This window comes from Sorangium sp. So ce281 (assembly GCF_051527395.1).
Taxonomy (GTDB): Bacteria; Myxococcota_A; Polyangia; order Polyangiales; family Polyangiaceae; genus Sorangium; species Sorangium cellulosum_B.
The window spans coordinates 10298502-10324217 of sequence record NZ_CP150322.1 but is presented as its reverse complement, the minus strand read 5'-3'; the positions used below and the strand labels follow the sequence as shown (position 1 = coordinate 10324217).

Sequence of the window (25716 nt, the reverse complement as noted above, 5' to 3'; positions counted from 1 at the left end):
CCCGCGCGACCCTGGATCCGCGCCCGGGTCACGCGGTACGGTCACCCGTGACCGAGACCGTCCTGCTCATCGACGACGATCCGGGGTTCCGCGACGCCTACCGCGAGCTGCTCGCGCTGGAGGGGTACGCCGTCGCCGAGGCCGGCGCCGCCCCGAAGGCGCTCTCGGAGCTCCGCCGCACCAGCGCGCGCCTCGTCGTGCTCGACCTGATGCTCCCGCCGACGGGCCGCGCCGAGGAGGGCGCGGCGCTCGCGGACAAGATCCTCGCCGAGCGGCCCGCGGCCAAGGTGATCGTCGTCTCGGGCGCGGGCGAGACCCCGCTCGCCCTGCGCCTCGTCGAGCGCGGCGCGTACGACTTCCTGGCCAAGCCCGTCGACCCCGACGTGCTGCTCTCCGTGGTCGCCCGCGCGGCCGCGCGCCTCGCGCTGGAAGATCGGGTGGCGGAGCTCGAGCGCTCGCTCGCCGCCCGCGAGGGCGACGCCTCGGCGATGCTCGGCCAGTCGCCGGCCTTCCTCGAGGCGAGGACGCTGTGCGAGCGCGCGGCGCCGACCGACGTGCCGGTGCTCATCACCGGCGACTCGGGCACGGGCAAGGAGGTGTTCGCCCGCTACCTGCACGCAAGGAGCCGCCGGAAGGACAGGGCCTTCATCGCGGTCAACTGCGGCGCGCTCGCGCCGACCCTCCTGGAATCGACGCTGTTCGGCCACCGGAAAGGCGCCTTCACGAGCGCGATCAAGGACGCTCCCGGCCTGTTCGTCGAGGCGGACGGAGGGACCCTGTTCCTCGACGAGATCGGCGACATGGAGCCGGCGCTGCAAGTGAAGCTCTTGCGCGTGCTCGAGACGGGCGAGATCCTGCCGGTGGGCGCGGCGCGCCCGCTGACCGTCGACGTCCGTGTCGTGTCGGCCACCCACAGAGCGCTCGAGTCGATGGTGGCGGACAGGACCTTTCGCGACGACCTCTACTGGCGCGTGCGCGGGATCGAGATCGCCTTGCCCCGGCTCGCGGATCGCGTGGGCGATCTGCCGCTCCTCGCGCAGCACTTCCTGAACCTGTCGCGGGCGCTCGTGCCGCGCTCGCCGGCGACAGCGATCTCGCCCGGCGCGATGCGCCGGCTCGAGGCCTGCGACTGGCCCGGCAACCTGCGAGAGCTCCGGCACGAGATGCAGCGCGCGCTCGTGATGGCCGGGGGCAGGGGAGAGATCCTCGAGGAGGACCTCTCGCCGGCGCGGCGAGGCAGCGCGCCCGCGGCGCCGGCAGGCGACGAGCCGGCCGAAGGGGCGACGCTGGAAGAGAAGATCGCGGCGCTGGAGCGGCGCGAGATCGCCGCCGCGCTCCGGGCGACCCAGGGCAACAGGAGCCAGGCCGCGGCGCGGCTCGGGCTGTCGCGGCAGGGGCTGCTCAACAAGATGGATCGTCACGGGCTGAAGTGATCTCGGTCGCTCGTGTGCTGATGAAGGAAAAATTCAATCGATCGAGAACGACACGGGATCAAAAAGCACCCACAAAAACATGAGCCGCGCCGAGCGCAGGCCGGCACTGAAGGAACCGAGAGCGCGGCTCCTCATGGGCTGCAGCTGGGGCGGGTGGATCGAGAACATGATCCCACCGGCTCGGGGTCGCCTGTGCGCCCCGATCCGGCGCGATGCCCGCCGCCTGACACGCGCGATGTCGCTCGCTCCTCGCGGGGAGCGCCCATCGCGCGATGCGCAACTTCAGGAGGAATCATGACGCTTGGCAGGTTGGTGCTCGTGGGGTGTCTGTCGCTGGTTGGCTCCGCTCTCGTCGCCTGTGGGAACGGCGACCCGGATCGCCTGGGCGAGGGGAGAGGCAACGTGGTCGGGACTCCGCCCCCGTCCGAGGGCGACGGCTGTACGCTCACCCAGGGCTACTGGAAGAACCACGAGGAGAGCTGGCCGACATCGAAGCTCACCATCGGAGGAGTCGAGTACTCCCAGGCGGAGCTGCTGGAGCTCTTTCGGAAGGCGCCGCGGGGCGACACCAGCCTGATCCTGGGCCACCAGCTGATCGCCGCGCTGCTGAACGTGGGGAGCGGCGCGAGCGACGCGGCCCTGGGCGGGGCGCTCGCGGACGCCGAGGCGTGGATGAAGGACAACAAGGACGCCGACGGCCGGCTCCCCTACGGTATCAAGCAAGGCGACGCGGCCGAGGATGCCGTCGCGCTGTCCGGTGCGCTCGCGGACTTCAACGAGGGCGGCATCGGCCCTGGCCATTGCGACGGCGGCCCCGGCAGCGGCTCCGACGACCCCGGGGGCAGCAGCTCCGGCGATCCTGGCGGCAGCGACGACGGCGGGCACGATTGCCCCGACGACGGAAGCACGGGCGAGGGTGATGGCGGCGGCGGCTCCGACCCCGGCGGCAGCTCCGACCCCGGCGGCGGCGAAGGCGGGTCGGCTCCGACGTGCGCGGATCCTTGCAGCGACGGCTGCGCCGACGGCTACATCTGCGTCGTCGGGTGCTGCGCGTTCATCGCCAACTGAGCCGGGAACGACGAGCTCGCGCGAGCCGAGCTCCGATGACAGCTCACGCGGGTGCCGCGGCTGCCGCCGTTGCGCACCCGCCGGGATCAAGGCGGGCGTCGCGCCGGTCCAATTTGATTGACGCCACCCATGTGAGCGCTCACAATCAACCTGTCGATCCTTCTTCCGCTTTGCCACGCATCGGCGTGCCATGCGCACCGGCCTTTCGTCCTTCTGCGCGTTCGCCGTGACGGTCGGGCTGGTGCCTCCATGTGAGGCGCGTCCTCGCCCGAGATCATCGCGGGATCGGCACGCGGCGAGCGCGGATGGGCGAATCGGGCGATCACGAGAGGGTCTGGACGATGCCGAGATCTGCTGCTTATTTCTCTTTTCCTGCCGTCGCTTTGATCTTCCTCGCTTGCTCGTCCGAGACAGGCTCGCCCGGCACGGGAGGCGGCGGAGCCGGTCAGGCCACGGGCGGCGCAGGCGGGGCCCACACGTCTGCGAGCGGCGGAGAGACCACCTCGACAGGGGAAGGGGGAACGAGCGATGACGCCAGCTCCTCCAGCTCCAGCAGCGGCACGACAGGTGGTGGGTCGACCGGGGGCGCGCAGGCCGGGGGCGGTGGCATGGGGACCGGCGGCACGGAGCCGCCGGCGGGCAACCGGAGCCCAGGCTGCGGCAAGGCGGGGCGGCCCGAGAGCGGAACGGTGAAGGTCGACGGCGATCACATCTACACGTTCCCGGACAGCTACGATGGCAACACCCCTCTCCCCCTCTTGATGGGCTTCCACGCCTGCGGCAACCCGATCGACCAGTTCATCAACCTCACGCGGGGGTCGGCCTTCGAGACGGAGTACGTGCGCGCCGTGGGGAGGTCGTCGGACGGGGGTGGATGCTGGAACTACAACAGCGACATCGCCAAGGTCCTGCGGATCTACGACGACCTGATGGACAACTACTGCATCGACATGGACCGCGTGTTCGCCACCGGCCACAGCTCCGGCGCGCAGATGATCGTGCAGATCTTGGCGCACAAGTCCGATGCCGAGCACCTGAACTTCAGGGCGGTCGCGCCCGTCGCGGCCTCCGATTACGGCGCGCTCCAGGTGCCCACGCCCGTGATGTACATCCAGGGCAAGAACGACACGGTTCGCGGGGGAGACGGGGCGAGCACGGTCGCGAGGTTCCGCACCGCCAACAAGTGCGAGATGAGCTCGACGCCGTATTCCCAGGTAATGGGCTGCCAGAGCAGCGGCAAGGCGGTGAACCCCGGCTGCATCTCCTACAGCGGCTGTTCGGAGCCGACGATCTGGTGCTCCCACGACGATCCCGCGTACAGCAACACGAGCCACGGCGTGCCGTGTTTTGCCATCGAGGCGATGTACGACTTCTTCACGGGCATGCCGTGAGGACGCCCCGAGCCGCGATCGCGCGCGCCGCCTGAGGGCCGCCGCCCCGAGCTCACGGGTTCGGTACGAACGCCACGCGGACCGTCACCGCGGCGGTGACACGGACGTCGCCGGGCTCGACGGGGAAGCCGTCCGCGCCTCCGAGCCCCTTCATCTGCTGCGCGAATGCATAACGCTCCTGCTGAGCGACCGAGATCGACTGCAGCTCGACGATCCTGACGTTCGCCGCCTTGGCCACCGCCTTGGCGTTCGCCTGCGCGTCCTGCACGGCAGCCGCGATGGCGCTGCGGCGCGCCTCGGCGCGGTCGCTCAAGAAGAACTCGAGCCCGCCGACGTCATTGGCGCCCGAGGCGAGCGCGGCCTGGAGGACCCTCGAGCCTGCGGCCTGGAGCTCGGCCGGCGACGCGCGCCGCAGCGTGACGGAGAGCCGGCTGGAAGCCGAATAGCCGATGATCCTGGGCTCGGTGACGTCGCCATGCGCCACGTGCGACTCTCGGATCGGCGAGAGCGAGATGTCGACCGTGCGGATCTCCAGCCCGGGGATGGCGAGGCCACGCAGGGCGGCGAGCACGGCCTGCGACCTGCACGCGGCCCTGTCGCGCGCGGCCTCGAGCGTCTTTTCGCGCACCTCCACGCCGATGCTCGTGCGCATCGAATCCGCAGGCCTCGCGACCTCGCCGACGCCGCCGATCGTGATGGTCCGGTTCTCGTCATTCTCCGCCGTGGCGCCGGGTTCCTTGGCTGCGAGGCGATCCGCCGCGAAGACCTCGGCGACGGGGCGCCCGGCCAGCGCGGTCGACGAAACGCAGGTCATGACACCGAGCGCGAGCCCTGCGATCAGGCTTCTCGTGAGGGTCGGCATAATAGGACGCATCGCGATTCTCCTCCTTCGAGCGGATCGGCTGCCCTGGCAGTCGAATTGGCTGTCAGCGCACCGGATCTAGGGCCGGGGAGGCTCGACCGCGAGGGGCGGGCCCAAGGGCCTTCGCATCGGTAAAGTGCGGCCTCTGCCCGCGAGGCGCCCGCATGCCCAGCTGCGGGCCTGCCCCGGGTTGACAGGACCTCCTTCTCTGCCCGGTTCGCGCCTCGCGCGCCCAGCTCGAAGAGCTGCAGAGCAGCGACGGCATCCTCGACCACGCGCAGCGCGGGGCGCTCCACCGGGGCGACGACGGGGCCGCGCACCTCCGCTCGCGCCGGCGCGCCGCCGCTCGTCCGGCGGGCGAACACGCCTCGATCGGCGCATGCCTTCGCTCATGGCGCCGCGCGGCCGTGAACGCGAGTTGACAGCGCTGCGATCGGCGAAAACGTGCGTCTCTTTGCACTTCATCACACGACATCGGTCGATGAGTTTTTTCTTCGACGGAGCTTGACGGTGGCGCTCACCTCGAACACTGTTCTGCCTGTATCGAAGCTGACGCTGCTCGGGTTGCTCGCCGCCGCCTTCATGGCGTGGCTTGAGCTGGGCCGCGCCGAGCGGGAAGCTTGCTTGGGAGAGCAAAGACGAATCATGAAGAAGACGATGGGATTGGCCGTCCTGCTGCCGTTGCTGATCAGCTGCGCGGCGCCGGTTGGAGACGAGGGCTATCAGGAAGGGGAGGAGGTCTCGGAGATCGATGTCGGCGTCGCCGAGCAGCGGTTGATCCAGCCTGGGATCATCAACTGTGACACGGGCCCTCAAGAGGTCAGGTCGTTGTGCAAGATGGCCCTGGACCGCGTGAACTCGGAGCTCGACGCGAGAGGCATCACGGTCGACGGCGAGGGGATCCTCTTCGAGCTCGACGACCCGACCGACAGGAAGATCGACACCGGGCACTCGTGCACGGTGAGGGCCGAGCAGCGGCACGCCACTTACTCGGCGCGCCTCAAGCGCTCAGCGAGCCTGGACATCACGGGGGACTCGCTGACTCGACCGCTGGCCGTCAAGCTGTCGCTGCCTGTCGAGTACTCCGCGAAGATCGACGTCAACCAGACGTTCGGGTACAGGGTCCTCGGCTCCTGCAACAAATCGGGGAGCGACAGCTACAGCCTGCGTGGCAGCCTGGCGACCACGGCGGACATCGTGCTGGGCCTGGATCTGAACCCCACGTTCGGGGTCCGAGAGAACGGGGACTACGCGATCACCCTGGAGCCCAAGGTCGCCGTCGCGACCGCGCTCCGGAACACCAACGTCGATCTGCGGGTGTCGGGCGTCAGTCCGATCACGCCCGTCGTGACGTTCGCGACCGGCTTCAGCTCGACCGTGGCCAAGTCGGCCACGGCCCTGTTCAGCGGGGACAGCGTGTCGCGCATCGTGGAGGGGAGCGCCGCCTGGGATTTCGGGGTTCCCGTCCTGCTGGGTATCGGGGCTCTGCCCAGGCCGCTCGAGGACGCGATGTTCGGCGTGATCGAGTCCCGGGCCGCGCGCGAGATCGAGCGGTCCGCCGCGCGCTTCGGGCCAGGCTTGCAAGGGGCGCTGCAGCAGAAGCTGAACGCGGCCCTCAAGCTCGAGAACGGCAAGCGCGTGCTCATCGTGAAGCGGGATTTCTTGGCGCAGCTGGGCGCCGGGGCGGCCCCGTCCTCGCAGTTCGTCGAGGTGTGGCGCCCGCAGAACCCGCGCGCGGCGTGTGAAGCGCGGGCCAATGAGCAGTGCCGGTACGGCGGGGCGAGCTGCGAGGCGCTCTCGCGCCAGTGCCACGCGGAAGAGCAGGAGTACCTGCGGCTGTACCCGCCCGTCGCGTCCACGATCATCGGCGCGAGCCCGATGCAGCCGCGCTACGTGCCGAGCTCGCGCTAGGCGCTGTCTGACGTTTGCGCAGGCGCGCCGTCCCGGGTTGCGGCGGCGCGCCGGTCAGGGCAAGGCGGTGGTGATCACCTCCTTCGTGGTCGCGGTGCTCTGGCCGGGGCGGTCGACGCAGGACGGGTAGTACTGGCCGGCCCCGTTGAGCTTCTGGCAGACCTGGCTGCAGGGGCCGACCATGCGGATCACCCCGCACCCCACGAGCTGGCCGTCGGACATCAGGTGGCCCGCGGCGCAGTCGCGCTGGTAGGCGCGCGAGTTGTCGACCGTCGCGCTGTTGTAGCAAGCGTTGAGGTAGGGCTGTGCGGCGAACAGGTTGCCCCAGAAGGCCCCCTCGACGTCCGGATAATCGATGAGCTCCCGGCTGGAGGACAGCGTCTTCAGCGGATCCCGCAGCGAGCGGGCGGAGAGGAGGACCGGCACTTGATAGTAGTTCACGCGCGCCGCCACGCAGCTGGAGACCATCCGCTGCCCGGTCTCGTCGAGCGGCCCGGTCGCCCAGGTCGGCGCGGCGCCGAGCAGCCCGGGGTAGCGCTCGTCGTGAACGGCGCCGCTGGCGTCCGTCCACGAGAAGTCGAACGACGCCGTGCTGCGCAGGGCGCAGCTCGTCGCATACCGCATGAACTCGCGCGCCAGCGCCCCGCTCGGGCCTGGATCCCGGATCGCGGCGAGGTTTTGCGCGCTGAGACCGTTGAGGTTCAGGGCGTTGAGGTTCAGGGCGTTGAGGTTCAGGGCGTTGAGGTTCAGGGCGTTCGCGCTGAGCGCGTTGCCGCCCAGAAGGGCCCCCTGGGATTCCCCCACGCGCTCCTCCAGCGACTCGGTGTCCCCCACCTCCGCGGCGCAGCCCGACAGCACCCCAGCCCAGACAAGCACGATGAATGTCTCCTTGAGCGACATGGGTTCCCCCCCCCATTTCTGGCGCATCACCCGGCGGCTCCCTGCGCGCGGCGCGCGAGCGCGGGCTCACCAACATCGCCCATAGGTCAACTATGGGTTCAATATTCTATCTTTTCGCATTGTCACGCTCGTGCAAGGTGATTCAGCGGCGACGAGGGTGGGTGTCCGGGGCGCCCGATCCTGACAGCGCCGTCAGCTCCGTGTGCCAGCGGCGGAGGCGACTGCCCATGACGGTCGGCGTGGCGGAGGCGGCCGCGAGGGCGCGCTCGATCTGCAACCGGGCATCGACGTACCGGCCGCGACGGAAGGCGGCGAGGGCCCGCGCCTCGAGCACCTCGATCCGCTCCTGCCCTACCGAGCAGCGCGCGGAGCGCTCCTCGAGCGCGGCCCACGCGGCGCCGTCGTCGTCGCGGGTCGCGAGCTCGATCATCGAGCAGAGCACGTCCTCCGAGGGCTTCAGCGCGTCGCCGCCGGCTTCCTCTTGCGCCGCGCGCAGCCGCAGGGCGATCCCGCGAGCGCCCGCCTCGTCGCCCTGGTAGAGGCGCAGGCGCGCGGTCAGGAGCGCCACGGCGATCGGCGCGTGGTGCTCGCCGCAGCGCGGCTCCATCGCCTGGACGGCGCGCGCGTGGGGCGCCGCGGCCTCGAGATCGTCCATCAGGTACAGGTACTCGGCGAGGTTGTAGCGGCCGATGAGCTCGAACGCGGGCTGGCCGAGGTCGTGCCCGAGCGCGATCGTGCGCTCGAGGTCGGCGATCATCCCGGCGCGGTCGCCCCGGAGGGCCCGCACGAGCGCGCGGTTGTTCAGCGCGGCGCCGAGGTGCATGAGATCGTTGCGCTCCTCGCAGCTGAGGATCACCTCGTCGAGGTCCCGCGCCGCCTCGTCGACCCGGCCGAGGCTGGCCAGGATGAAGCCGAGCATCAGCCGGGCGATCATGTGGGTCTCATAGCCCTCGTCCCCGAGCCGCGCGGCTTGCTCCGCGGCGCGCGACAGCACCATGGCGGCGTCGTCCTCGCGGTCGTCCCGGTGGAGCGAGCGGCCCACACCGAGGAGCAGGCGGGCGCCGAGCAGGGGGGAGTCCACCCAGTCGGCGAGGCGCTCGGCGGCCTCGACCCGCCAGCTCGCTGCCCGGTAATCGCCTGTCCAGTCGAGGATCATGGCCTCATCGAGGAGGAGCTCGATCTCCGCCGCCGGCTCCGACGCCGCGGCCGCCTCCTCGCGCGCCGCGGCGAGGTCGGCGAGGGCCTCGGTGTGGCGCCCGAGCCGGAAGCGAGCGAGGCCCCGCGCGTGGCGCGCCGCGGGGAGCAGCGCGCCGACCAGCGCCTCGGCGCGCCCGTAGCAGCCCTCGGCGTCGAAGTAGGCCCGGCGCGCGGCCGCGAGCTCGGCGCCTCGGACGAGCAGCGACGCCGCCCGGGCGGTCAGGCCGCCGCGCTCGCAGTGCGCCGCGAGCACCAGCGGATCGGCCTCGCCCGCGGCCTCGAGCCACTCGGCGGCGAGGCGGTGGCCGAGCGCTCGATCCTCCTCGGTGAGCTGCGCGTAGGCGCCCTCGCGCAGGAGCGCCTGGCGGAAGCAGTACTCCTCCTCGCCGGGGAAGCGGCCCTCGCGGCGGCGGACGCAGAGCTCCCCGGTGACGAGCGCGGAGAGGTGATCCGCGAGCAGCGCGGCGTCGCCGCCGAGCAGGTGCGCGACGGCGCCTCGCCAGAACACCTCGCCGAGCACGCTGGCGGCGCGCAGGATCCGGCGCGCAGGGGGCGGGAGCGCCTCCAGCCGGACCTGCACCATCGCCACCACGGTGTCGGGCAGCGCTTCGCCCCGGCCTTCCGCCGTCGCGCGGATCAGCTCCTCGAGGAAGAAGGGCTGCCCCTCGGACTGGGTGACCAGACGATCGACGAGCGCCCCGTCGGCCGCGCCGCCCAGCGCCTCCCGCGTGAGCTGCGCGCACGCCTTCGGCGAGAGCTGCCTGAGCCAGAGATCCTGCCGCCCGCGCTCGCCCCAGAGGTCGGGGTAGGCTTGCTTGATCTCGGGGCGCGCCGTGGCGAGCACGACGAGCGGCTGGTCCGCGAGCTCGCGCAGCGCCGCGTCGATGGCCGCGACCGAGGCGCGATCGGCCCAGTGCACGTCCTCCAGCGCGAGCACCACCGGCTGGGCCGCGCACTCGGCGCGCAGAAAATCGCGCAGCGCGCGCTGCATCTGCTCGCCGAGCAGCTCGGGATCCTGCCGGGCGGCGCGGAGCGGGAGGCTGTCCTCGTCGCGGAAGGGGACGCCGGCGAGCTCTCCGAGGAACTCCTCGATCCGGCGCCGCTCCGCCTCGGGCGCGCGGCGGGCGACGCGGGCCCGGAGGAGCGCGCGCCGCTCCTCGATGGGCTCGCCGCCCTGGATCCCCGCCGCGCCCCGGATCACCTCCGCGAGCAGGCCGCCGATGGAGCCCGCGCGCAGCGGATCCCCGAGCCCCGCCCAGATCTCCGCGGGCGCGCCGGCGCGCCGGAGGGCCGCGAGGTGCTCCTGGAGCAGGCGGGACTTGCCCATGCCCGCGGCGCCGATGACGAGCACCGCCCGGGCGGCGGGCTCGCCGGCGCAGGCCGCGAAGGTCTGCTCCAGCACGCGGAGCTCGTGATCGCGGCCGACGCAGGGCGTGGGCCTGCCGAGGAGCGGGCGCCACGGCTCGGCGGCGCTGCGCTCGCCGCGCAGCTCGACGGCGCCGGACGCGGTGATCGCGGCCTCGAAGCGGGCCTCGAGCAGCCCGGCGGTGGTCTTGTCGAGGAGGATCTGCGGCGCGCCCGCGCGGCCCGCGCTCCGGAGCAGCCCCGCCGCGCGCTGGATCGCGTCGCCGACCGGCAGGCCGCGCCCGAGCTCGCCCCAGCCGACCGTGATCGCGATCGGGCGATCGGGGACGCGCTCCCGCAGCGCCAGCGCGCAGCGCGCGAGCTGCGCGGCGACGTCGGTGGGCACGTGCGGGCGGCCGGCGATGAGCACCGCCGTCCCGTCGGCGAGCAGCTCCAGGCGCCCCTCGAAGCGGGCGGCGGCCTCCCGGAGCGCGCCGGCGTCCGCGTCCGCCTCGCAGCGCGAGAGGGTGGCGTCCAGCGCGGACGCCGGCGCGCGGCCGATCACCGCGACGCCGTGGAAGCGGCGCTCGCTGCTGGTGAGGGCGGAGCTCGTCGGCCCCGAGCTCGACCCGCCGTGGACCTCCTGCGCCGCGAGCGCGGCGTGGGCCGCGGCCCCGTCGCGCGGGCGCCGCGCCGGATCCTTCTCGAGCATCCGCGAGACCAGCGCGTCGAGCCACGGGGGCGCGCCGGGGCAGCGCTCCGCCAGGTGCGGCGGATCGTCGAAGATGATCCTGGCGAGGAGGGCGACCAGGTGATCGGCCTGAAACGGCGGCGCGCCGGTGACGCACTGGAAGAGCACGCAGCCGAGCGAGAAGATGTCGGCGGGCGCGCCGACCTCATCGCCGCTGCGCGCCTGCTCCGGGGCCATGTAGTCGGGCGTGCCGACCAGCATCCCGGCGCCGGTGATCGGCGCCATGTCCGGGAGGCGGGCGACCCCGAAATCGAGGAGCCTGGGCTCCTCGATCCGGCCGCCGACGAGGAAGATGTTGGCCGGCTTGAGGTCGCGGTGGACGATCCCCAGCGCGTGGGCGGCGCCCAGGGCCGCGGCGACGCGCGCCCCGAGCTCCACCGTCTCGGCGACCGAGAGCCGCCGGCGCGAGAGGAGCCGGGAGAGGTCCTCTCCCTCCAGCCACTCCATGACCAGGAAGGGCGTGCTCTCGCGCGCGGCGCTGTAGGCGACGTACCGGACGATCCCGGGGTGTGCGAGGCGGGCGAGGAGCTCGGCCTCCCGCGCGAAGCGCGCGAGGTGGTGCGGCGACGGATCGTGCAGCACCTTGGCGGCGACCCGCCTTCCGGTGGTGACGTCCCAGGCGCGGTAAACCGCGCCCATGCCTCCGCTCTCCGCGAGCGCTTCGACGCGGAAGCGCCCCCCCAAGAGCTCCCCCGAGCGCACCGCTCAAGGATAGACGGAGAATGCCGTTCGTCCAGCGATCCCCTGGATTCAGGCCGCGGATCCTGCGCGCGCGGCGCCCCGGACGCATCGATGGTTTGCCCCGATTACGACCCTGGCCGATGTCGGCCCGGGCTCGCCGGGGAGGCGCCGATCGGGAGATCGGCGCTTCTGCCTGGACGTCCCTCCCGAGAGATCGAGGAGGGGCGCGGCGTCACTTCTCGAACGTGATCAGACCCAGCTTGTACGGCAATCTTTCGTAAGCCCCTCCGGCGTTCGGATCCCTGCCCTGGTAGAGGAACTGCATGTTGCACGCGTTGATGGTCATTCGCTCGTCGCTCCCGGAGCGGACCATCTCACCATGGCTGATGTCGTCGCTCCACTTTCCGCCTTCGAACGTCACGTTGGCAGGGCCGGCGAAGGGCTTCTGCTTGGTGTCCGCCAGGGGAGCCCAGGGGCCGTCGAGGCTCTCGGAGGTCCACGACCTGAAGAAGCGAGGGCTGTTGTCGAACGCCTCGACCATGAGCAGGTACTTGTTCGTGCCATCCACCTTGTAGACGTTGCTGGCCTCGAACAGGAGCCCCGAGCTGGGGGCCGACATGACGGTTTCGTAACCGTCGAAAGCCGGGAACTTATCGATGCTGACCTTGGAGCGGTAGAGCTTCCCGTCGTCCCGCGAGAAAAACAGATGGCAGTTCTTGTCGTCGCAGATGTTCCAGAAGTCCAGCGCGCCAAGGGTGTTCCCCATCTGGCCTGGCTCGCCCTTGAGCAGCGACTGGGGCCGGCTCCAGCCGTTGACGTTGTTGATGTCGTCGTTGGTCGAGTACCTGCCGTTCCACTGGAAGATGAGGTACCACTTGTTGTGCGGCCGGAAAAAGAAGACCTGGGGCGCGACCGTGCCGCCGGTGGGCCAGTTCGCCATGTGCTGCTGCTGCGCGGAGGCCGCCTGAGCGAAGTCGGTGAAGTTCAAATACACGGAACTCCACCCCCCGTTGCCCGCCGTGTCGTACACGGTGGCAAATACGTGGTACTTGCCGTCGTGGAACACGATCGTCGGGTCCTTGATGGAGACGAAGGTGCGACCGGCAGCCGACTTGGGGTTGATCACCGGAGGCCCCGACTTCCACTTGAACGTGGTGGGCAGGTCGCAGGTCACGGGCGAGCCGCCCGCGCCCGTGCCCGCGCCCGCGCCGCCGCCGCCGTCCCCCGGATCGCCGCCGCTCCCCCCGGCCCCGGACGTCGGGTCGCCGCCCGTGCCCGGGTCGCTTCCGCTGCTCGTGCTCGTGCTCGTGCCGGGGCCTGATCCACCCGTGCCGCTTGCGCTCGTGCTCGCGCCCGCGCCCGCGCCTGTCGTGCTGCTGGCGCTCGTCGTCGGGTTCTCCGAGCCACCCGTACCACCACTGGACGGCTGGTCGTCCCCCGTGTCGCTGGCGCAACCGGCGAGCGCGGCGAGCACGCAGCCGAGGGCAGAGAGACGAAGGAGGGAACGGGAAGGAGTCAGGGTCTGACGGTGCAAATCGAAGGGAGTGATCATGCTGGTCTCCAGAGGGATGCCCGAGCGGGCGGCGAGCTCCTCAGAGCCCGACTGTCAAGGTTGACGCGCACGAGGACGAAGGGCCCGGTGCCGCATGGCGGCCTACCGAGGGCAAAGCGGAGGAATCTCCGAGCCAAATTGTGAGCGCTCACATCTACGGCGTCAATTGAAAACCGGCGCGCGGGACCCGCCGGCCACGATGCCGATCGCCGGAAACTCCTCAGAACGCGCTCCCGGCGTCGCTCTACCAGGCACCGACGATCAGGGCGATTGGCTCGCCCGGTCCGTGCACGCCCTGAATCAGGATGCCCTCCACGTCGGCCGTCTTGGATGGCCCCGTACACCTGACCACGTAGGGGGCGCCGCCGAGCGCGGAGATTTCGGCGCAGAGCGAACGGTGGATGTCGGCGCGGCGAACGATCGCCACGTGGATCCAGGGGGCGAGCGCGCTGAGGCGCGTCGAGGTGGTCGCGTCGTCGAGGATGACGGTGCCCGTCTCGGCGATCGCGCCGGCGGCGCGCGTGATGCCGAAGTCATCGGCGTCGATTCGAGCGCGCGCGAGCGTGGAATCCAGCTCGAACGCGCCGAGCGACCGGGTCGACGTCGCCGGGGGCGAGCCATTGCGGCAGGATCTGGACCCGACCTCCGGGCGCGAGCGCCGCGCGCCAGACGGTCGGCTGGCTGAGGAAATCGAGGAGCTCCCAGGAGCGGGCCGCGAGCTGCCCGGCGCCCCGCGCGGCGGGGCCGCCGTCATTCACGCTTCCCCTTCGGAGACGACGTGGTTTTCGAGCACGCCGATCTTCTCGATCTCGATCTCGACCCGATCTCCCGGGCGCAGCCAGCGCGGCGGTGTTCGGGCCATGCCGACGCCATGCGGCGTCCCCGTGAGGATCACGGTGCCCGGCAGCAGCGTCGTGCTGCCGCTCAAGAACTCGATGAGCTCGGGCACGCCGAAGATCATGTCGCCGGTCGTCCAGTCTTGCACGCGCTCGCCGTTCAGGAGGGTGGCGATGCGGAGCGCTCCTGGATCTCCGACCTCGTCCGCGGTGACGAGGCGGGGGCCGAGCGGGGCGAACGTGTCGAACGTCTTGCCGCGACACCACTGCCCGCCGCCGCGCCGGAGCTGCCCGTCGCGAGCCGACACGTCGTTCGCGCACGTGTAACCGAGCACGTGCTCGAGCGCAGCGGTCCTGCCAGACCTGCCCGCCGGGGAACGTGTGCGCCGCGAGCGAGTCGGCCTTCATGGTGATCGATGTGCCTGGCGCCGTGGGGGCGAGGTAGCGCCCGCCGCGCCGTCGATCATCAGCGTGTGCTCCGGCCCGATCATGTCGCGCACGAGCGCCGTACGCCGCAGGTCGTCCCCGAGATCCAGGCCGACCTTGAGCTTGAAGCGCGAAAACCCCTGCTCGATACCTTCGCGGCACGCGCGCCGGATCTTCTCGTCCGGATAGCCGAGCCAGTCCACGGAGGTCGTAAAACCACAACTGGAGGGGAGCGGAGCTACTTCTGGAGCGTCAACATCCCGAGCCTGTAGGGCAACTTGCCGTAATCACCCCCGACTTTCGGATCTCTGCCCTGGTAGAGGAACCGCAGGTCGCACGGGTCGATGGTCATCTTCTCGTCGTGCCCGGAGCGGATCAGCTCGCCGTGGCTGATGTCGTCGCTCCAGTCCTGGCCTTCGTAGGTCACGTTGGCAGGGCCGGCGAAAGGGTTCTGCTTGGTGTCCGCCAGGGGAGCCCAGGGGCCGTCGAGGCTCTCGGACGTCCACGACCTGAAGAAGCGAGGGCTGTTGTCGTACGCCTCCACCATGAGCAGGTACTTGTTCGACCCATCCACCTTGTAGACGTTGCAGGCTTCGAACAGGAGACTCGCGCTGGGGGCCGACATGACGGTTTCGTAACCGTCGTAATTCGGGAACTTGTCGATGCTGACCTTGGAGCGGTAGAGCTTTCCGTCGTCCCGCGAGAAGAAGAGGTAGCAGTTTTTGTCGTCGCAGATGTTCCAGAAGTCCAGCGCGCCGTTCGGCTCGCCTCGGAGCAGCCCTTGGGGCCGACTCCAGCCGTTCATGTTGTTGATGTCATCGTTGGTCGAGTACCGGCCGTTCCACTGGTAGATGAGGTACCACTTGTTGTGCGGCTGGAAAAAGAAGACCTGGGGCGCGACCGTGCTGCCGGTGGGCCAGTTCGCCATGTAGTGCTGCTCAGCGGCGTTCGCCTGAGGGATGTCCGTGAAGTTCGAGTACATGGACTGCCATCCGCCGTTGCCCGACGTGGTGTCGAACACGGTGGCAAACACGTGGTACTTGTTTTCGAAGAACACGATCGTCGGGTCCTTGACGGATGCCCAGCTGCGGCCGGCAGGCGGCTTGGGGCTGATCACCGGAGGCCCCGACTTCCACTTGAACGTGGTGGGCAAGTCGCAGGTCGGCGGGGAGCCGCCTGCGCCTCCACCACCGTTCCCTGGGTCGCCGCCGCTCCCCGAGGCCGACGTGCTCCCGCCGGTACCCGTCGTACCGCTTCCCCCGCTCCCGACGGAGCTCGACGTACCAGTGCTCCCGCCGGTGCCCGTCGTACTGCTGGCGCTGCTGGCGCCCGTCACCGGATTCTCCGAGCCACCCGTCCCATCAGGGGAGGGCTGGTCGTCGGTCGTGCCGCTGCTGCAGCCGGCGAGCGCCGCGAGCACACAGCCGAGAGCAGAGAGACGAAGGAGGGAACGGCACGGAGCCAGAGCGTGGGAGGGCAAATCGAGGTGAGTGATCATGCTAGTCTCCAGAGGGATGCCCAATCGGGCCAGCGAGCTCCTCAGAGCCCGACCGCCAGGGTGAACGCGCATGAGGACGAGAAGCCGGGGCGCATGACGTCCTACCCAGGGCAAAGCAGAAGGATACCCGGAGACCAAATTGTGAACGTTCACATTGCCGGCGTCAAACAAAAACCGGCGCGCGATCCTCCTCGTGGCGGCTCGCGCACACCGGCGCGGAGCACCGGGAAGCGCGGCGCATTTTGGCACAAATTTGAGACGAATTGTGCCGCTGTGCCTGTGCGCCAGGCGCGAGGTCCAGAGATCTCGTGCATCTCCGCACTGGCGCACGCGTTGCTTGTACGTGACGGCATGAAGCGCACCTCCTTCATGCTTTCTCTTGCGGTGATGTCTCTCGTCCCCCTCTGCATGACGCCCGCGTGTGGTCCTGGCGAGTCGACGGGTCCAGACGAGCCGTCCGCCTGCGAGCCGCGGCAGGCCGGGATCTCGGCTGATTTCGAGCTCACCGTCGAGAATTGGCCGGACGAGGGGTCCGATTCCTACGATTACATCGTGGCCGCCCCATGCCAGGTGGAGGCGGCCAGCTCGACATCACGCTCCCTTGCCTGCACGGACCAGGACGGCGCCGCGCACAGCGTGACGATCGCTGTCTCGGATTCCGACATCCTGGGTGCCGTTCCCGAGAGCGGTGCCGTGTTCCTGCGGGCGGCGCGCTACTCGGATTACGCTCCTGTCGTTGATTATCAATGGTTCGAGGTGCGCGCCGGCTCCGATGTCACAGGCGCGCTGCTCGCGGGAGGCGTCCGAGGTCCCGACCCGTGGCCTTACCCGCCTGTCGAACCTTATTTCGCGCCGATCAGGATGGCGATGAGCCCCGAAGAAGGATGTCCCGAAGAACTTCGAGATAGCTGCGTGGCCTACCGCAGAGGTCGGATCGATTTCTGGATCGACGAGCTGCCGGCCGGCTCGATCCTCGACGGGCACGAAGGTGAGCTGGGCGCGAGCGGGGCATATCGTGTGATCGTGGGCGCGAGCGTGGATCGCTCCATGGGAGGGGACCCGAACCTCTGCGGCGGTGACAACCCGGAATACCTTGACGATTTGCGCATCCTGATCGGAGCGAGAGCGCCCTCCGTCGGCGCCCTGTAGGCCATGGGCTGAACGTGGCCGTCTGAGAGGATTGGCCGGACGAGTCGTCCGCTCCTCGTGAGACGCTCTACCGTGATCCCGCGGCTGCCGCCGGCGCGGCGGCGCGGCCGGGGAGGAGGAAGGCGCAGCCGATCGTCAGGAGCAGCGCCGCGCCGAAGATGGACGTGGCCATCGTGTGCTCGCGGTTCACCACATCGACCGCCGGGCGGTCGGTGAGGACGAGGCCGAGCACGGTGAGGCCGGCGATGCCCCCCATGTAGCGCATCGTCGACGTGAGGCCCGCGGCCATTCCGCTCTTCTCGCGCGGGACGTCGCTCATCGCCGCGGACTGCGCCGGCGGGGACGTCAGGCCGAGGCCGGCGCCGAGCATCACGAGCGCGGGGATCGCGTCCGTGAGCGCGCCCAGAGGCCGCACCGCGAGCAGGAGCATGCCGGCCAGGGCGAGCGAGCAGCCGGCGAGCGCCAGCGCGCGCGGCCCGAAGCGATCGGAGCCGCGCCCCGCGAGGGGCGAGACGACGACCATCGTCCCCATCATGGCCAGCAGCGTCGTGCCGACGTCGCGCGGCCCGACGTGGAACAGCCGCCCCGCCACCTGCGGCAGCTCGAAGATCGTCGCGTACATGGCGAAGTTCTGGAGCGCGATGAGCAGGCTGCCGCCGACGAACGCGCGCCGCCTGAACAGGGAGAAGTCGATGACGGGGTCCGCCGCGCGCCGCTCCCAGAGCACGAAGGGCACGAGGCCCAGCGCGCCGAGCACCGCGGCCCAGCGGAGGTGCGCGGACTCCAGGCCAAGGACGAGCCCGATGAGCGACCCACCCAGCAGCACCGAGCCCACGACGTCGAACCGCGGTCGCGGCGCGGCGGGCGTCACGGCCGCGGGGCGCGGCGGCGCGCCGATGTGCGCGAGCGCGGCGGAGAGGAGCAGCACCGGGACGTTCGCGAGGAAGATCGACGTCCACCCGAAGGTCCCCACGAGCAGCGCCCCGATCGTCGGTCCGGTGCCCGCCGACAGCCCCATCACCGCCCCGAAGGCGCCGAAGGCGCGCCCGCGCACCTCGGGCGGCAGCTCCGTGCGGAGCATGGCCGTCGCGCTCGGGACCACGATCGCGCCGCCCGCGGCCATCACGACGCGCGACACCGCGAGCACCGGGAGCACCGGCCAGAGGTAGGCGAGCGCGGCCCCGACCGCCAGGAGGAGCTGGCCCAGCCCGAGCGCGCGCCGGTGGCCGAGGCGATCTCCGAGCTTCCCACCGGGGCTCTGCAGGACGATGTTCGTGAGCAGGTAGCTCGTCACGAGCGCCTGCCGGAGCGCGCCGGAGTCGACGCGAAGCGTGCGCGACATCTCCGGCAGCGCCACGGCGACCATCGTGGAGTTGAGCGGCGCGAGCGCCGTGGAGAGGGCGACGGCGGCGAGGAGCCGCACCGGCAGGCGCGACGAAGGCTCAGGCACGGGCGAGCTCGCCCGCGCCGTCCTGACGGTCGCCCCGGCGCAGGAGCGCCACCCGGCCCTCCGTCCCGTCCACGAGGATCTCCTGGCCATCCGTGATGCGCTCGGTCGCCCCGGCGGCCCCCAGCACCGCCGGGATCCCGTACTCGCGCGCGACGATGGCCGCGTGGGAGGCCGCGCCGCCGACGTTCGTCACGACGCCCGCGGCCAGCGTGAAGAGCGGCGTCCACGCGGGGTTCGTGTAGCGGCAGACCAGGATCTCCCCCGCCTTCAGCCGCTCGAACTCCCGCTCGTCCCGCACGATGCGCGCCTTGCCGCGGACCACCCCGGACGACGCGCCGATGCCGCGGAGCTCGTCGCCCGAGGCGCCTGCCGCGCCCGCCCCGAACGACCGCTTCTGCCACTCCGCGTTGACCACCCCGTACGTCGCGCGCCGCCGTCGAACGAGCCGCTCCACCTCGTCGAGCGGCGGCGCCGGCCCCTCCAGCCACCCCCGGAGCTCGGCTTCCGTCAGGTAGAAGACGTCGTCGGGGCGCGGCAGGCGCCCGCGCTCGCAGAGGCGACGCGCGATCTCGGCGACGATCGCCTGCAGCGCGGAGAACGAGCGCACCAGATCGAAGTGCGTGCGCTCCCGGAACACGATCGCGCTCCGCAGCCGCTCGAGGGTGCGGCGGAACGCGTCGGGAAGACCGGGCACGAGGCGAAGCGCGCGGGTGACCTCCTCGAGCGCCGCCCGGTAACGCGCGAGCCCGGCCTCCTCGGACGGCGGCTCGGCGACGTCGAGCAGGCCGCGAAGGAGCCCCCACAGCGGCGCGGGATCCTGCCGCCACGTCGGCGCCGAGAGGTACAAACCGGTGCTCTCCCGGTGCCCATGCTCGTCCAGGAACGCGTCGACCTCGGCCAGGTAGGCCCGGCCGGCCTCCGATCCGCGGAGGGCCTCCGGGCGCCCCGCCCGGATCGCGCCGGCGACCTCAGGCCCGGCGCTCACCGCCCTGCGCGCGAGGTGGAAGAGCGCGAGGTTCACGTCGGACGTCCGGGTGCGCAGGCCCGAGACGAGGTCGCGCATGACGGTCGCTGTCCGCTTCGGTCCCACGGCGAGGGCGATCGGGACGCGGAGGGCGATCGCGGCAAGCTGGCTGGCGCTCCTCTCGAACCGCTCGCCCAGGACCGCGGTCGTTGTCTCCGTGATCCGGTCGGCGCGGCGGAGGAGCGCGGCGTCGTCCAGCGCGCGGAGATCGACCGGCGCGCAGGCCTCCTGGAGCCGCTTGAACCCGTCGCCCTCCCACCACGCCATCGCGTCGTCGCGCAGGCTGGCCGCGACCTTCTGCGGCAGCCGGAGCAACCGGAGGGTGGGTCGCGCCCGCGGTGGGACGAAGATCGGGCGCCACACCTGGTCGACCCACGCGCGCTCCTCGGCCTCGTCCACGTCGAGCCCCAGGAAGCGCACCATGCGCACGAGCGCGGGGAGCGTCGCCCGGAAGCCCCATTGATCGAGCGGCCTGGGGGCGACGGGGAACCGGTCGTTGTCGTTGGCCTCGAGCATCCTTCGCTGCATGCGGTTGAGCCGCGGGGGCGGAGGGAGGGGCTCGATCTCGGCCGTGCCGAGCGTGGTGATCGGGCGCGACTGGAGGAGGTGAATGGAGCCCCCGGCGAAGGCGAACTCCACGTCCTGCGGGCAGCCGAAGTGGGCCTCGAGGCGGAGCCCGATGCGGCCCAGATCGAGCACCAGCGCGTCGCTCGGCGCGGGACGGCCGGCCTCCCGGCGGTCGCGGTCGTCGATCGCGAGGTCGTTCGTCCCGGGGCCCGCGGCCCCGTTCGGCTGGTCCGGGCCGGGCGCCGCGGCCCCGGCGAACGGCGCGCGCCGCAGGCGGTACACGTCGCCGGTCGTGTGTCCTGACACCACGGCCTCGCCGAGGCCCGGGGCGACCTCCAGGAGCATGCGGTCGGCGCGCTGGGCCACCGGGTCGACGGTGAACAGGACGCCGGCGAACTCGGCCGGGACCATGCGCTGCACCACCACGGCGATGTTGACCCCCAGGTGATCGATGCCCCGCGCCGCCCGGTAGCCGAGGGCCCTCGGGCTCCAGAGGGACGCCCAGCACCGCCGCAGCGCGAGGAGCAGCCCGTCCTCTCCCGCCACGTCGAGGTACGTCTCGTGCTGGCCCGCGAACGAGGCGTCGGCGAGGTCCTCCGCCGTCGCCGAGGAGCGAACCGCGACCGGCGGTGCGCCGAGCTCGCGGTACGCGTCTCGGACCGCGCTCTCCATCCCGGGCAGCATCGCGCCCCGTTCGAAGAGCTCCGCGGCTTCCGAGGCCGCCGCCTCCCAGCGGCTCGCGGCGAGGTGCGCCGAGAGGCGCTCGGCGAGCCCCCATGCGCGCGCCTGCTCCGCGTACGCGTCAGCGCTCACCACGAACCCGGGCGGCACGGCCAGCCCGAGCTGCATCAGCTCACCGAGGTTGGCGCCCTTGCCGCCCGCCCTGGCGAGGTCGGCTCGGGATAGCTGGCTCAAGCGATGAACAAGCATCAGGCATCTCCTTCGGCGAAGAAAGGCTGCTGCACTTCCGGCCGTTCCACCAGCCCCTCTCGAACCAAAGGTTCGATCGGTCCGAGGGCCAGGCCTACATCACGTTCGCGATCGACGCGATTCACCGGACGCTCGTGCCCGCGGCGGAGCGACCGTGACGCGCGGCCCCGTCACGCCGGTGCGCCTGCCACGCCCGGCAGCAGCGACGGCCAGCTCCGCGGCGGCTTGAACCGGTGGGTCGGCGCGGGCCCGTCGATGATGTGCTCGACCTCGTCGAGGTGACTGCCAGGGAGCAATATTCCACCCAGCGACTCCCGCACGAGCGGTATTCGCGCCGGATCGAAGCCCATCACCCGCGAGGCGATCGCGTCGACGAGGCCCGGATCGAACCCGCCGAGCAGGAGCCCTGCGCGCACGGGCGTCGCCCCGAGCGGCCCTTCGCCCTCGCCCGCGACGATGCCGTCCACGATCGTCAGGTACCGCCGCTGCGGCTCCCCGCGCAGCGCGCCGCCGCGGTCCGCGAAGAACAGGATGCGGTTGAGATCCAGGATCGTCCGCCAGAGCGTGTTGTTCCCCTCCCAGCTGCCATCGATGACCTTCGGCGGCGCCCCGAGCCGCGGCGCGCGCGCGACGAGCGAGTGATCGCCGGGGAGCGGGAACCGGCTGAGCTTGTTCTCCACCGCGTCTCCGAGACCCTGAGGCCGATCGAACTCGTCGCCGCCGACCGATGGATCACCCTCGGTGAAGTGCGGGAGCCAGTACTTCTCGTTCGTCAGGCCGATCACGCTCTTCAGCGAGAGCGTGATACCCGTCTTCTTGTGCGTCTTCAGCTTGGGGAGGTTGATGACGACATCCGCGTCGAGGAGCGTCTGGGGAATGCTGTACTCGTGCCGTTGCCCGGTGTGGTGCGGCACCGGCGTCGCGTAATGGCTCCGGTGGAAGCGGAGTGCGGCGCTGCGCGGGGCGCCCGCGCCGGCGAAGAAGCTGCTCGAGCCCAGATCGACGACCCGGTAGCCCCGCGGGTCGCCGGGCAGGCGGCGGCGGAGGAGCAGGCCGAGGTTCCAGGAGCGGCCGAAGCGGCGCACGTCGTCGAGCGCGAACACCGGCGCGATCCGGAAATACCGCAGGTCGATAAAATCGACGTCATGCCCCTGGGCCCTGAGGTGATCGATGACGTCGAAGATGCCGAGCGGGCCGGCGACCTTCTCGATCTCGCAGCCCTCGACAGGGGAGTCGACGACACGCACGCTCCCGCGCGGGCCGGCCGCGCGGAGCGCGTAGTCGAGCACGGGCCGGAGCAGCGAGCCGTGCGTGCTGGAGGCGGCGAGCCGCTCGCCCGTGATCTTCTGGTGGAGGTTCTTCGAGGAGACGAGGTTCGGCTTGACGACGACGCGGTCCCCCGGCGCGATCAGGTCGCCGAGCGGGTTCCACGCGGGTGTGCCGGCGCGGGCCGCGTCGAGGCCGAGCCGGCGGAAGAGCGCCTCGACGGCCTCGTAGACCGGGCTCGGCGGGCCATAGGGCGCGCTGCCCCCGTAGCTCACGCCAGGCCGAGAGACCGTCACCACGCGGCGGCTCGTCGCTGTCATCGGCAGCCCCCGGTCAAGCGCCCGGGCCGCTCAGGCCGGACGAGAGGATCTCCGCCGGCGCGGCGCGCTGGAAATCGACGTTGAGGCGCGAGACGCTCGCGAGGTGCTTGCCCGTGCGGACGAGCGCGATGTCGTCGGCGAACTCGACGTCGATGCGCATCCGCTCGCCGAGGTGACGGCGGAACGTCGCGAGCACCTCGTCCAGGACCTGCTGCGAGAACCGGCCCCCCTTGACCACGCGGAAGGTGATGGCGTCGCGCTCCGCCTGCACCACCTGGAAGCGCTTGATCGCGTAATCGAACTCCTTGAGGTAGTGCGCGAAGAACGTGCCGGGCAGATAGCGCCCGTCCGTCCCGCGGATGATGGACTGGACGCGCCCCTCGATGCGGCCGACGCGCGGCGCCCCGCGGCCGCAGGGGCACGGCGCGGACGGGGACATCGCCTCGGCGAGATCGCCGATGCGGTAGCGGACGAACGGCATGCAGAAGTTGTTGAGATCGGTGATCACGACCTCTCCGATCTCCCCCGGCTCGGCGGGGCGCCCGTCGCGCAGGACCTCGACGATGTAGCCCTCGGCCACCACGTGGTGGCCCTCGTGCGCGTCGCACTCGTACGCGATGCCCGAGAACTCGCGGCTGCCGTACTTGTCGAAGACCTTGCAGCCGAACGCCTCCTCGATGAGCCGGCGGCTCGGCAGCGGCAGCGTCTGCGCGCTCGACATGATCGCGCGCGGCCGGGCCGCGACCTTTCCTGTGCTCTTGACGTAATGGGCCAGGAAATCGAGCGCCTCGGCGTAGCCATCCATGAGCACCGGCCGCGCGCCGGCGATCCTCGCGATCGTCTCGCCCAGGTTGTCGTCGGACAGCTCGAAGATGGGGATGAACGTCCGGTTCGACAGGACGGCGTCCGCGCGCTCGCGGGCCGCCTGCCACTTCGTCATGCCGATCGTCTGGTGCCAGAGCCGCACCGTGGGGTCGCCGAAGCGGTAGCCCGTCCACTCCTGCGCCCGGAGCGTCGCCGCCCAGCGGAACTCGAGCTGAGCCCGGTCCGCGTAGCAGACGAAGGGCTCGCCGGTGGAGCCGCTCGTCGTGATCTTGAGGACCTGCGCCTTGTCGTGGTTCTCCGACATGATGTCGAAGTAGAGGTGGCGCCGGATATCCGCCTTGGTGAGGAACGGCAGCTTGTGGAGGTCCTGCTGGCCGCGGACGTCCTCGGGCCGGAGCTTGAGCTCCTGCATGCGAGCGCGGTAGTAGGGCACGTTGCGGTAGCAGTGGCGGAGCAGCCGCCTGAGCTTCTCGTCCTGGAGCTCGCGGGTCTGCGACGGCGTGAGCCACTGCGTCCTGCGCAGCGTCTCGTAGTAGTGCTCGACGTCGCGCGTGATCATCCAGTGGGTGTGGTTGAACGCGGCCAGGTACGCGCGCCACCTCGCCGTGGAGAGCGGGTCGCGCTCCGGCGAGCGGTCGACCACCGGGTTGCGGCGGAGGTACTGCGTGGCGATGTCCGCCGGCTTCCGGCTCACGCGGTATTCCCAGCTCGCCTTGCCCAGGTCGTAGAACGACTTGACTACGGCGCGCGCCGCGGCCCCGTCGAGGAAGGAGACACCCTGCCGGCGCTGCTCGAACAGCGTCTCGACCTGCTTGTACGAGTAGCCCTTGGCGTGGGCGGCGACCAGGACGAAGGACTGCCAGTAAAAATAGCTGCCCTTGTACGTCAGGAGATCCTGGAACACCTCGCGAGCGCACATCACGAAGCCGCTCTTGTTGTCCTGGAGCGACATCCCGAAGGTGGTGTTCAGCAGCGTGTTGAACCCGCGGCTCAGGTGGTACCGGCGGTCCCTGCGGCGCCCGACGGCGCTCCGCCAGCCCTGGACGACATCGACGCTGTGCTCGTAGAGCTCGCGCCGGAGGCGCAGGAGGTCCTCGGGCTGGTACTGGAGATCGGCGTCGATGGTGGCGACGAGCTTGCCGCGCGCGGCGGCGGCGCCGGTGCGCCACGCCGCCGTGATGCCGCGGTTCTGCGGGTGGAAGCACCCCACGACGAGCCCCGGGTGCGCGGCCATGAGCGCGCGGATCGTCGTGGCGGTGCCGTCGGTCGAGCCGTCGTCGACGAGGATGAGCTCGCCCGTGAGCGCTCCCTCGCGGAAGACGCCGAGGATGCGGTCGGTGAGCTCGGGGATGTTCAGCTCCTCGTTGAGGCAGGGCACGAGGACGGAGAGCTCGATCGGCGCCTCCGGAGCGAGCTCGGTTCGGGGTTCGGACATGGTGTGTTCGCCTATCTTGCCTTGAAGGAGACACCGCAGCAGGGCGAGGGGCGCGCCCCGCGGCCCGGGCGCGCGGGAGCGTTCACCGGGGGACGCAGCGGAAGCACGCGCGGATCGGCAGCGCGCCGTGCGGCGCCGCGCGGCGCTCGGTCACGCGGAAATGGCGGTCGAGGAGGCGGCCGAACTCGTCGGGGGTCCACTGGTGCAGGTGGTAGGCGTCGCCGCCCCAGTGGATGCGATCCCGCAGGAGGTAGCCGACGGGCGTGCGGCGGACGATGCCCTTCAGCCGCCCGATGAGCGGGTCGTTCGGCACCGTGATCGCGGCCACGCCGCCGGGGCGCAAGAGGCGCGCGATGGCCCCGAGGACGGCGGCGGGATCCACGGTGTGCTCCAGGACCTCGGTGCAGACGACGCGATCGAAGCTCGCGGCGGGGAGGTCGAGCCTGTCGACCTCGCCCTTGAGGAAGCGGGCGTCGTAGCCCGCGAGGTTCTTGCGGGCGGTGTCGAGGAAGACGTCCGAGACGTCGATCGCCGTGATGCGGGCCCGCGGGAACATCCGGAGCACGTGCCCGCCGCCCGAGCCGACCTCCGCGAGGTCGAGGCCGGCGCAGTCGCCCAGCATGCCGCGGATGATGGCGAGCCGCTCGCGCTCGATGAGCCGGATTGGCAGCGGGGCGCGGTCGTAGTAGTCGTCGATCGGGTGCTCCCGCGCGAGGCGGTCGTTCAGCGCCTCCACGTCGATGTCGCCGGCTGTGTTCGGCATGGCGGCCCCATAGCACGGGTGCGGCGGAGCCTCACCCCGGCGGCGGCCCCGCGCCCGGCGATGGGACCGCGCGGTCATCCTCCGCCGTGAACGTCCGGTCGGCGGCGGCTCCCTGGTCGCGTGAGAGGCCGCTGACG

General features: G+C 71.2%; 18 protein-coding genes and 1 pseudogene. 5 read left to right on the top strand and 14 right to left on the bottom strand.

Annotated elements, in window-relative coordinates; translation table 11 throughout:
- Positions 1-47: 47 nt before the first annotated feature.
- The 3 genes from WMF27_RS39455 (at position 48) to WMF27_RS39445 (ending at position 3892) form a co-directional block, all read left to right on the top strand.
- Positions 48-1433: a sigma-54-dependent transcriptional regulator gene (locus WMF27_RS39455; protein WP_437763739.1), complete on the top strand. Its 1386-nt coding sequence runs from the start codon at positions 48-50 to the stop codon at positions 1431-1433.
- 294 nt (positions 1434-1727) lie between these two features.
- Complete coding sequence (locus tag WMF27_RS39450; RefSeq protein ID WP_437763740.1) at positions 1728-2501, top strand: hypothetical protein; 774 nt, start codon at positions 1728-1730, stop codon at positions 2499-2501.
- A gap of 341 nt (positions 2502-2842) precedes the next feature.
- Positions 2843-3892 carry an alpha/beta hydrolase family esterase gene (locus tag WMF27_RS39445; RefSeq protein ID WP_437763741.1) on the top strand — a complete coding sequence of 350 codons (1050 nt, stop codon included), beginning with the start codon at positions 2843-2845 and terminating at the stop codon, positions 3890-3892.
- Positions 3893-3944: 52 nt separating this feature from the next.
- Here WMF27_RS39445 and WMF27_RS39440 read toward each other — a convergent pair whose 3' ends face one another.
- Positions 3945-4706, bottom strand: coding sequence for an SIMPL domain-containing protein (locus WMF27_RS39440; RefSeq protein WP_437763742.1), 762 nt, complete (start codon positions 4704-4706; stop codon positions 3945-3947).
- Positions 4707-5399: 693 nt separating this feature from the next.
- Between WMF27_RS39440 and WMF27_RS39435 the strand changes: the two genes are divergently transcribed.
- Positions 5400-6665: a hypothetical protein gene (locus WMF27_RS39435; RefSeq protein WP_437763743.1), complete on the top strand. Its 1266-nt coding sequence runs from the start codon at positions 5400-5402 to the stop codon at positions 6663-6665.
- Positions 6666-6719: 54 nt separating this feature from the next.
- Here WMF27_RS39435 and WMF27_RS39430 read toward each other — a convergent pair whose 3' ends face one another.
- From WMF27_RS39430 to WMF27_RS39400, 7 genes and pseudogenes are all read right to left on the bottom strand, one after another.
- On the bottom strand, positions 6720-7565 hold the full coding sequence (locus WMF27_RS39430; RefSeq protein ID WP_437763744.1) for a hypothetical protein: 846 nt from the start codon (positions 7563-7565) through the stop codon (positions 6720-6722).
- 142 nt (positions 7566-7707) lie between these two features.
- On the bottom strand, positions 7708-11496 hold the full coding sequence (locus tag WMF27_RS39425) for a serine/threonine-protein kinase (protein WP_437943439.1): 3789 nt from the start codon (positions 11494-11496) through the stop codon (positions 7708-7710).
- 274 nt (positions 11497-11770) lie between these two features.
- Entirely contained in the window at positions 11771-13090 is a 1320-nt protein-coding gene (locus WMF27_RS39420) for a non-reducing end alpha-L-arabinofuranosidase family hydrolase (RefSeq protein ID WP_437763746.1), read from the bottom strand.
- Between the two features lie 244 nt (positions 13091-13334).
- Positions 13335-13844 (bottom strand): LUD domain-containing protein, encoded by a 510-nt coding sequence (locus WMF27_RS39415; RefSeq protein ID WP_437763747.1) that lies wholly within the window; start codon positions 13842-13844, stop codon positions 13335-13337.
- Positions 13845-14285, bottom strand: a pseudogene (locus WMF27_RS39410) (fumarylacetoacetate hydrolase family protein); the annotation flags it as partial. It abuts the gene before it with no gap.
- 45 nt (positions 14286-14330) lie between these two features.
- Positions 14331-14555 (bottom strand): enolase C-terminal domain-like protein, encoded by a 225-nt coding sequence (locus tag WMF27_RS39405; RefSeq protein WP_437763748.1) that lies wholly within the window; start codon positions 14553-14555, stop codon positions 14331-14333.
- A gap of 35 nt (positions 14556-14590) precedes the next feature.
- Complete coding sequence (locus WMF27_RS39400) at positions 14591-15505, bottom strand: non-reducing end alpha-L-arabinofuranosidase family hydrolase (RefSeq protein ID WP_437943438.1); 915 nt, start codon at positions 15503-15505, stop codon at positions 14591-14593.
- 696 nt (positions 15506-16201) lie between these two features.
- Here WMF27_RS39400 and WMF27_RS39395 point away from each other — a divergent pair.
- Positions 16202-16999 carry a hypothetical protein gene (locus WMF27_RS39395; protein WP_437763750.1) on the top strand — a complete coding sequence of 266 codons (798 nt, stop codon included), beginning with the start codon at positions 16202-16204 and terminating at the stop codon, positions 16997-16999.
- A 67-nt stretch (positions 17000-17066) separates the two neighbouring features.
- On the opposite strand, the gene WMF27_RS39390 is transcribed toward WMF27_RS39395, so the two are convergent.
- From WMF27_RS39390 to WMF27_RS39365, 6 genes are all read right to left on the bottom strand, one after another.
- Entirely contained in the window at positions 17067-18449 is a 1383-nt protein-coding gene (locus tag WMF27_RS39390; protein ID WP_437763751.1) for an MFS transporter, read from the bottom strand.
- Positions 18442-20970 carry a PEP/pyruvate-binding domain-containing protein gene (locus tag WMF27_RS39385; protein WP_437763752.1) on the bottom strand — a complete coding sequence of 843 codons (2529 nt, stop codon included), beginning with the start codon at positions 20968-20970 and terminating at the stop codon, positions 18442-18444. The genes WMF27_RS39390 and WMF27_RS39385 overlap by 8 nt, the downstream gene beginning before the upstream one ends.
- Positions 20970-21095: a hypothetical protein gene (locus WMF27_RS39380; protein WP_437763753.1), complete on the bottom strand. Its 126-nt coding sequence runs from the start codon at positions 21093-21095 to the stop codon at positions 20970-20972. Before WMF27_RS39380 ends, WMF27_RS39385 begins: the two co-directional genes overlap by 1 nt.
- A gap of 45 nt (positions 21096-21140) precedes the next feature.
- A complete protein-coding gene (locus tag WMF27_RS39375) occupies positions 21141-22535 on the bottom strand; it encodes a DUF362 domain-containing protein (protein ID WP_437763754.1) in 1395 nt (464 codons plus the stop codon).
- Between the two features lie 34 nt (positions 22536-22569).
- Complete coding sequence (locus WMF27_RS39370) at positions 22570-24816, bottom strand: glycosyltransferase (RefSeq protein ID WP_437763755.1); 2247 nt, start codon at positions 24814-24816, stop codon at positions 22570-22572.
- Between the two features lie 82 nt (positions 24817-24898).
- Positions 24899-25579 (bottom strand): methyltransferase domain-containing protein, encoded by a 681-nt coding sequence (locus WMF27_RS39365; protein WP_437763756.1) that lies wholly within the window; start codon positions 25577-25579, stop codon positions 24899-24901.
- Positions 25580-25716: the final 137 nt, after the last annotated feature.

Coding starts and splice junctions, on each gene's coding strand:
- WMF27_RS39450 (WP_437763740.1), top strand. CDS start 1,728: ATGACGCTTGGCAGGTTGGTGCTCGTGGGGTGTCTGTCGCTGGTTGGC.
- WMF27_RS39445 (WP_437763741.1), top strand. CDS start 2,843: ATGCCGAGATCTGCTGCTTATTTCTCTTTTCCTGCCGTCGCTTTGATC.
- WMF27_RS39440 (WP_437763742.1), bottom strand. CDS start 4,706: ATGACCTGCGTTTCGTCGACCGCGCTGGCCGGGCGCCCCGTCGCCGAG.
- WMF27_RS39435 (WP_437763743.1), top strand. CDS start 5,400: ATGAAGAAGACGATGGGATTGGCCGTCCTGCTGCCGTTGCTGATCAGC.
- WMF27_RS39430 (WP_437763744.1), bottom strand. CDS start 7,565: ATGTCGCTCAAGGAGACATTCATCGTGCTTGTCTGGGCTGGGGTGCTG.
- WMF27_RS39425 (WP_437943439.1), bottom strand. CDS start 11,496: ATGGGCGCGGTTTACCGCGCCTGGGACGTCACCACCGGAAGGCGGGTC.
- WMF27_RS39420 (WP_437763746.1), bottom strand. CDS start 13,090: ATGATCACTCCCTTCGATTTGCACCGTCAGACCCTGACTCCTTCCCGT.
- WMF27_RS39415 (WP_437763747.1), bottom strand. CDS start 13,844: ATGACGGCGGCCCCGCCGCGCGGGGCGCCGGGCAGCTCGCGGCCCGCT.
- WMF27_RS39395 (WP_437763750.1), top strand. CDS start 16,202: ATGAAGCGCACCTCCTTCATGCTTTCTCTTGCGGTGATGTCTCTCGTC.
- WMF27_RS39385 (WP_437763752.1), bottom strand. CDS start 20,970: ATGCTTGTTCATCGCTTGAGCCAGCTATCCCGAGCCGACCTCGCCAGG.
- WMF27_RS39370 (WP_437763755.1), bottom strand. CDS start 24,816: ATGTCCGAACCCCGAACCGAGCTCGCTCCGGAGGCGCCGATCGAGCTC.
- WMF27_RS39365 (WP_437763756.1), bottom strand. CDS start 25,579: ATGCCGAACACAGCCGGCGACATCGACGTGGAGGCGCTGAACGACCGC.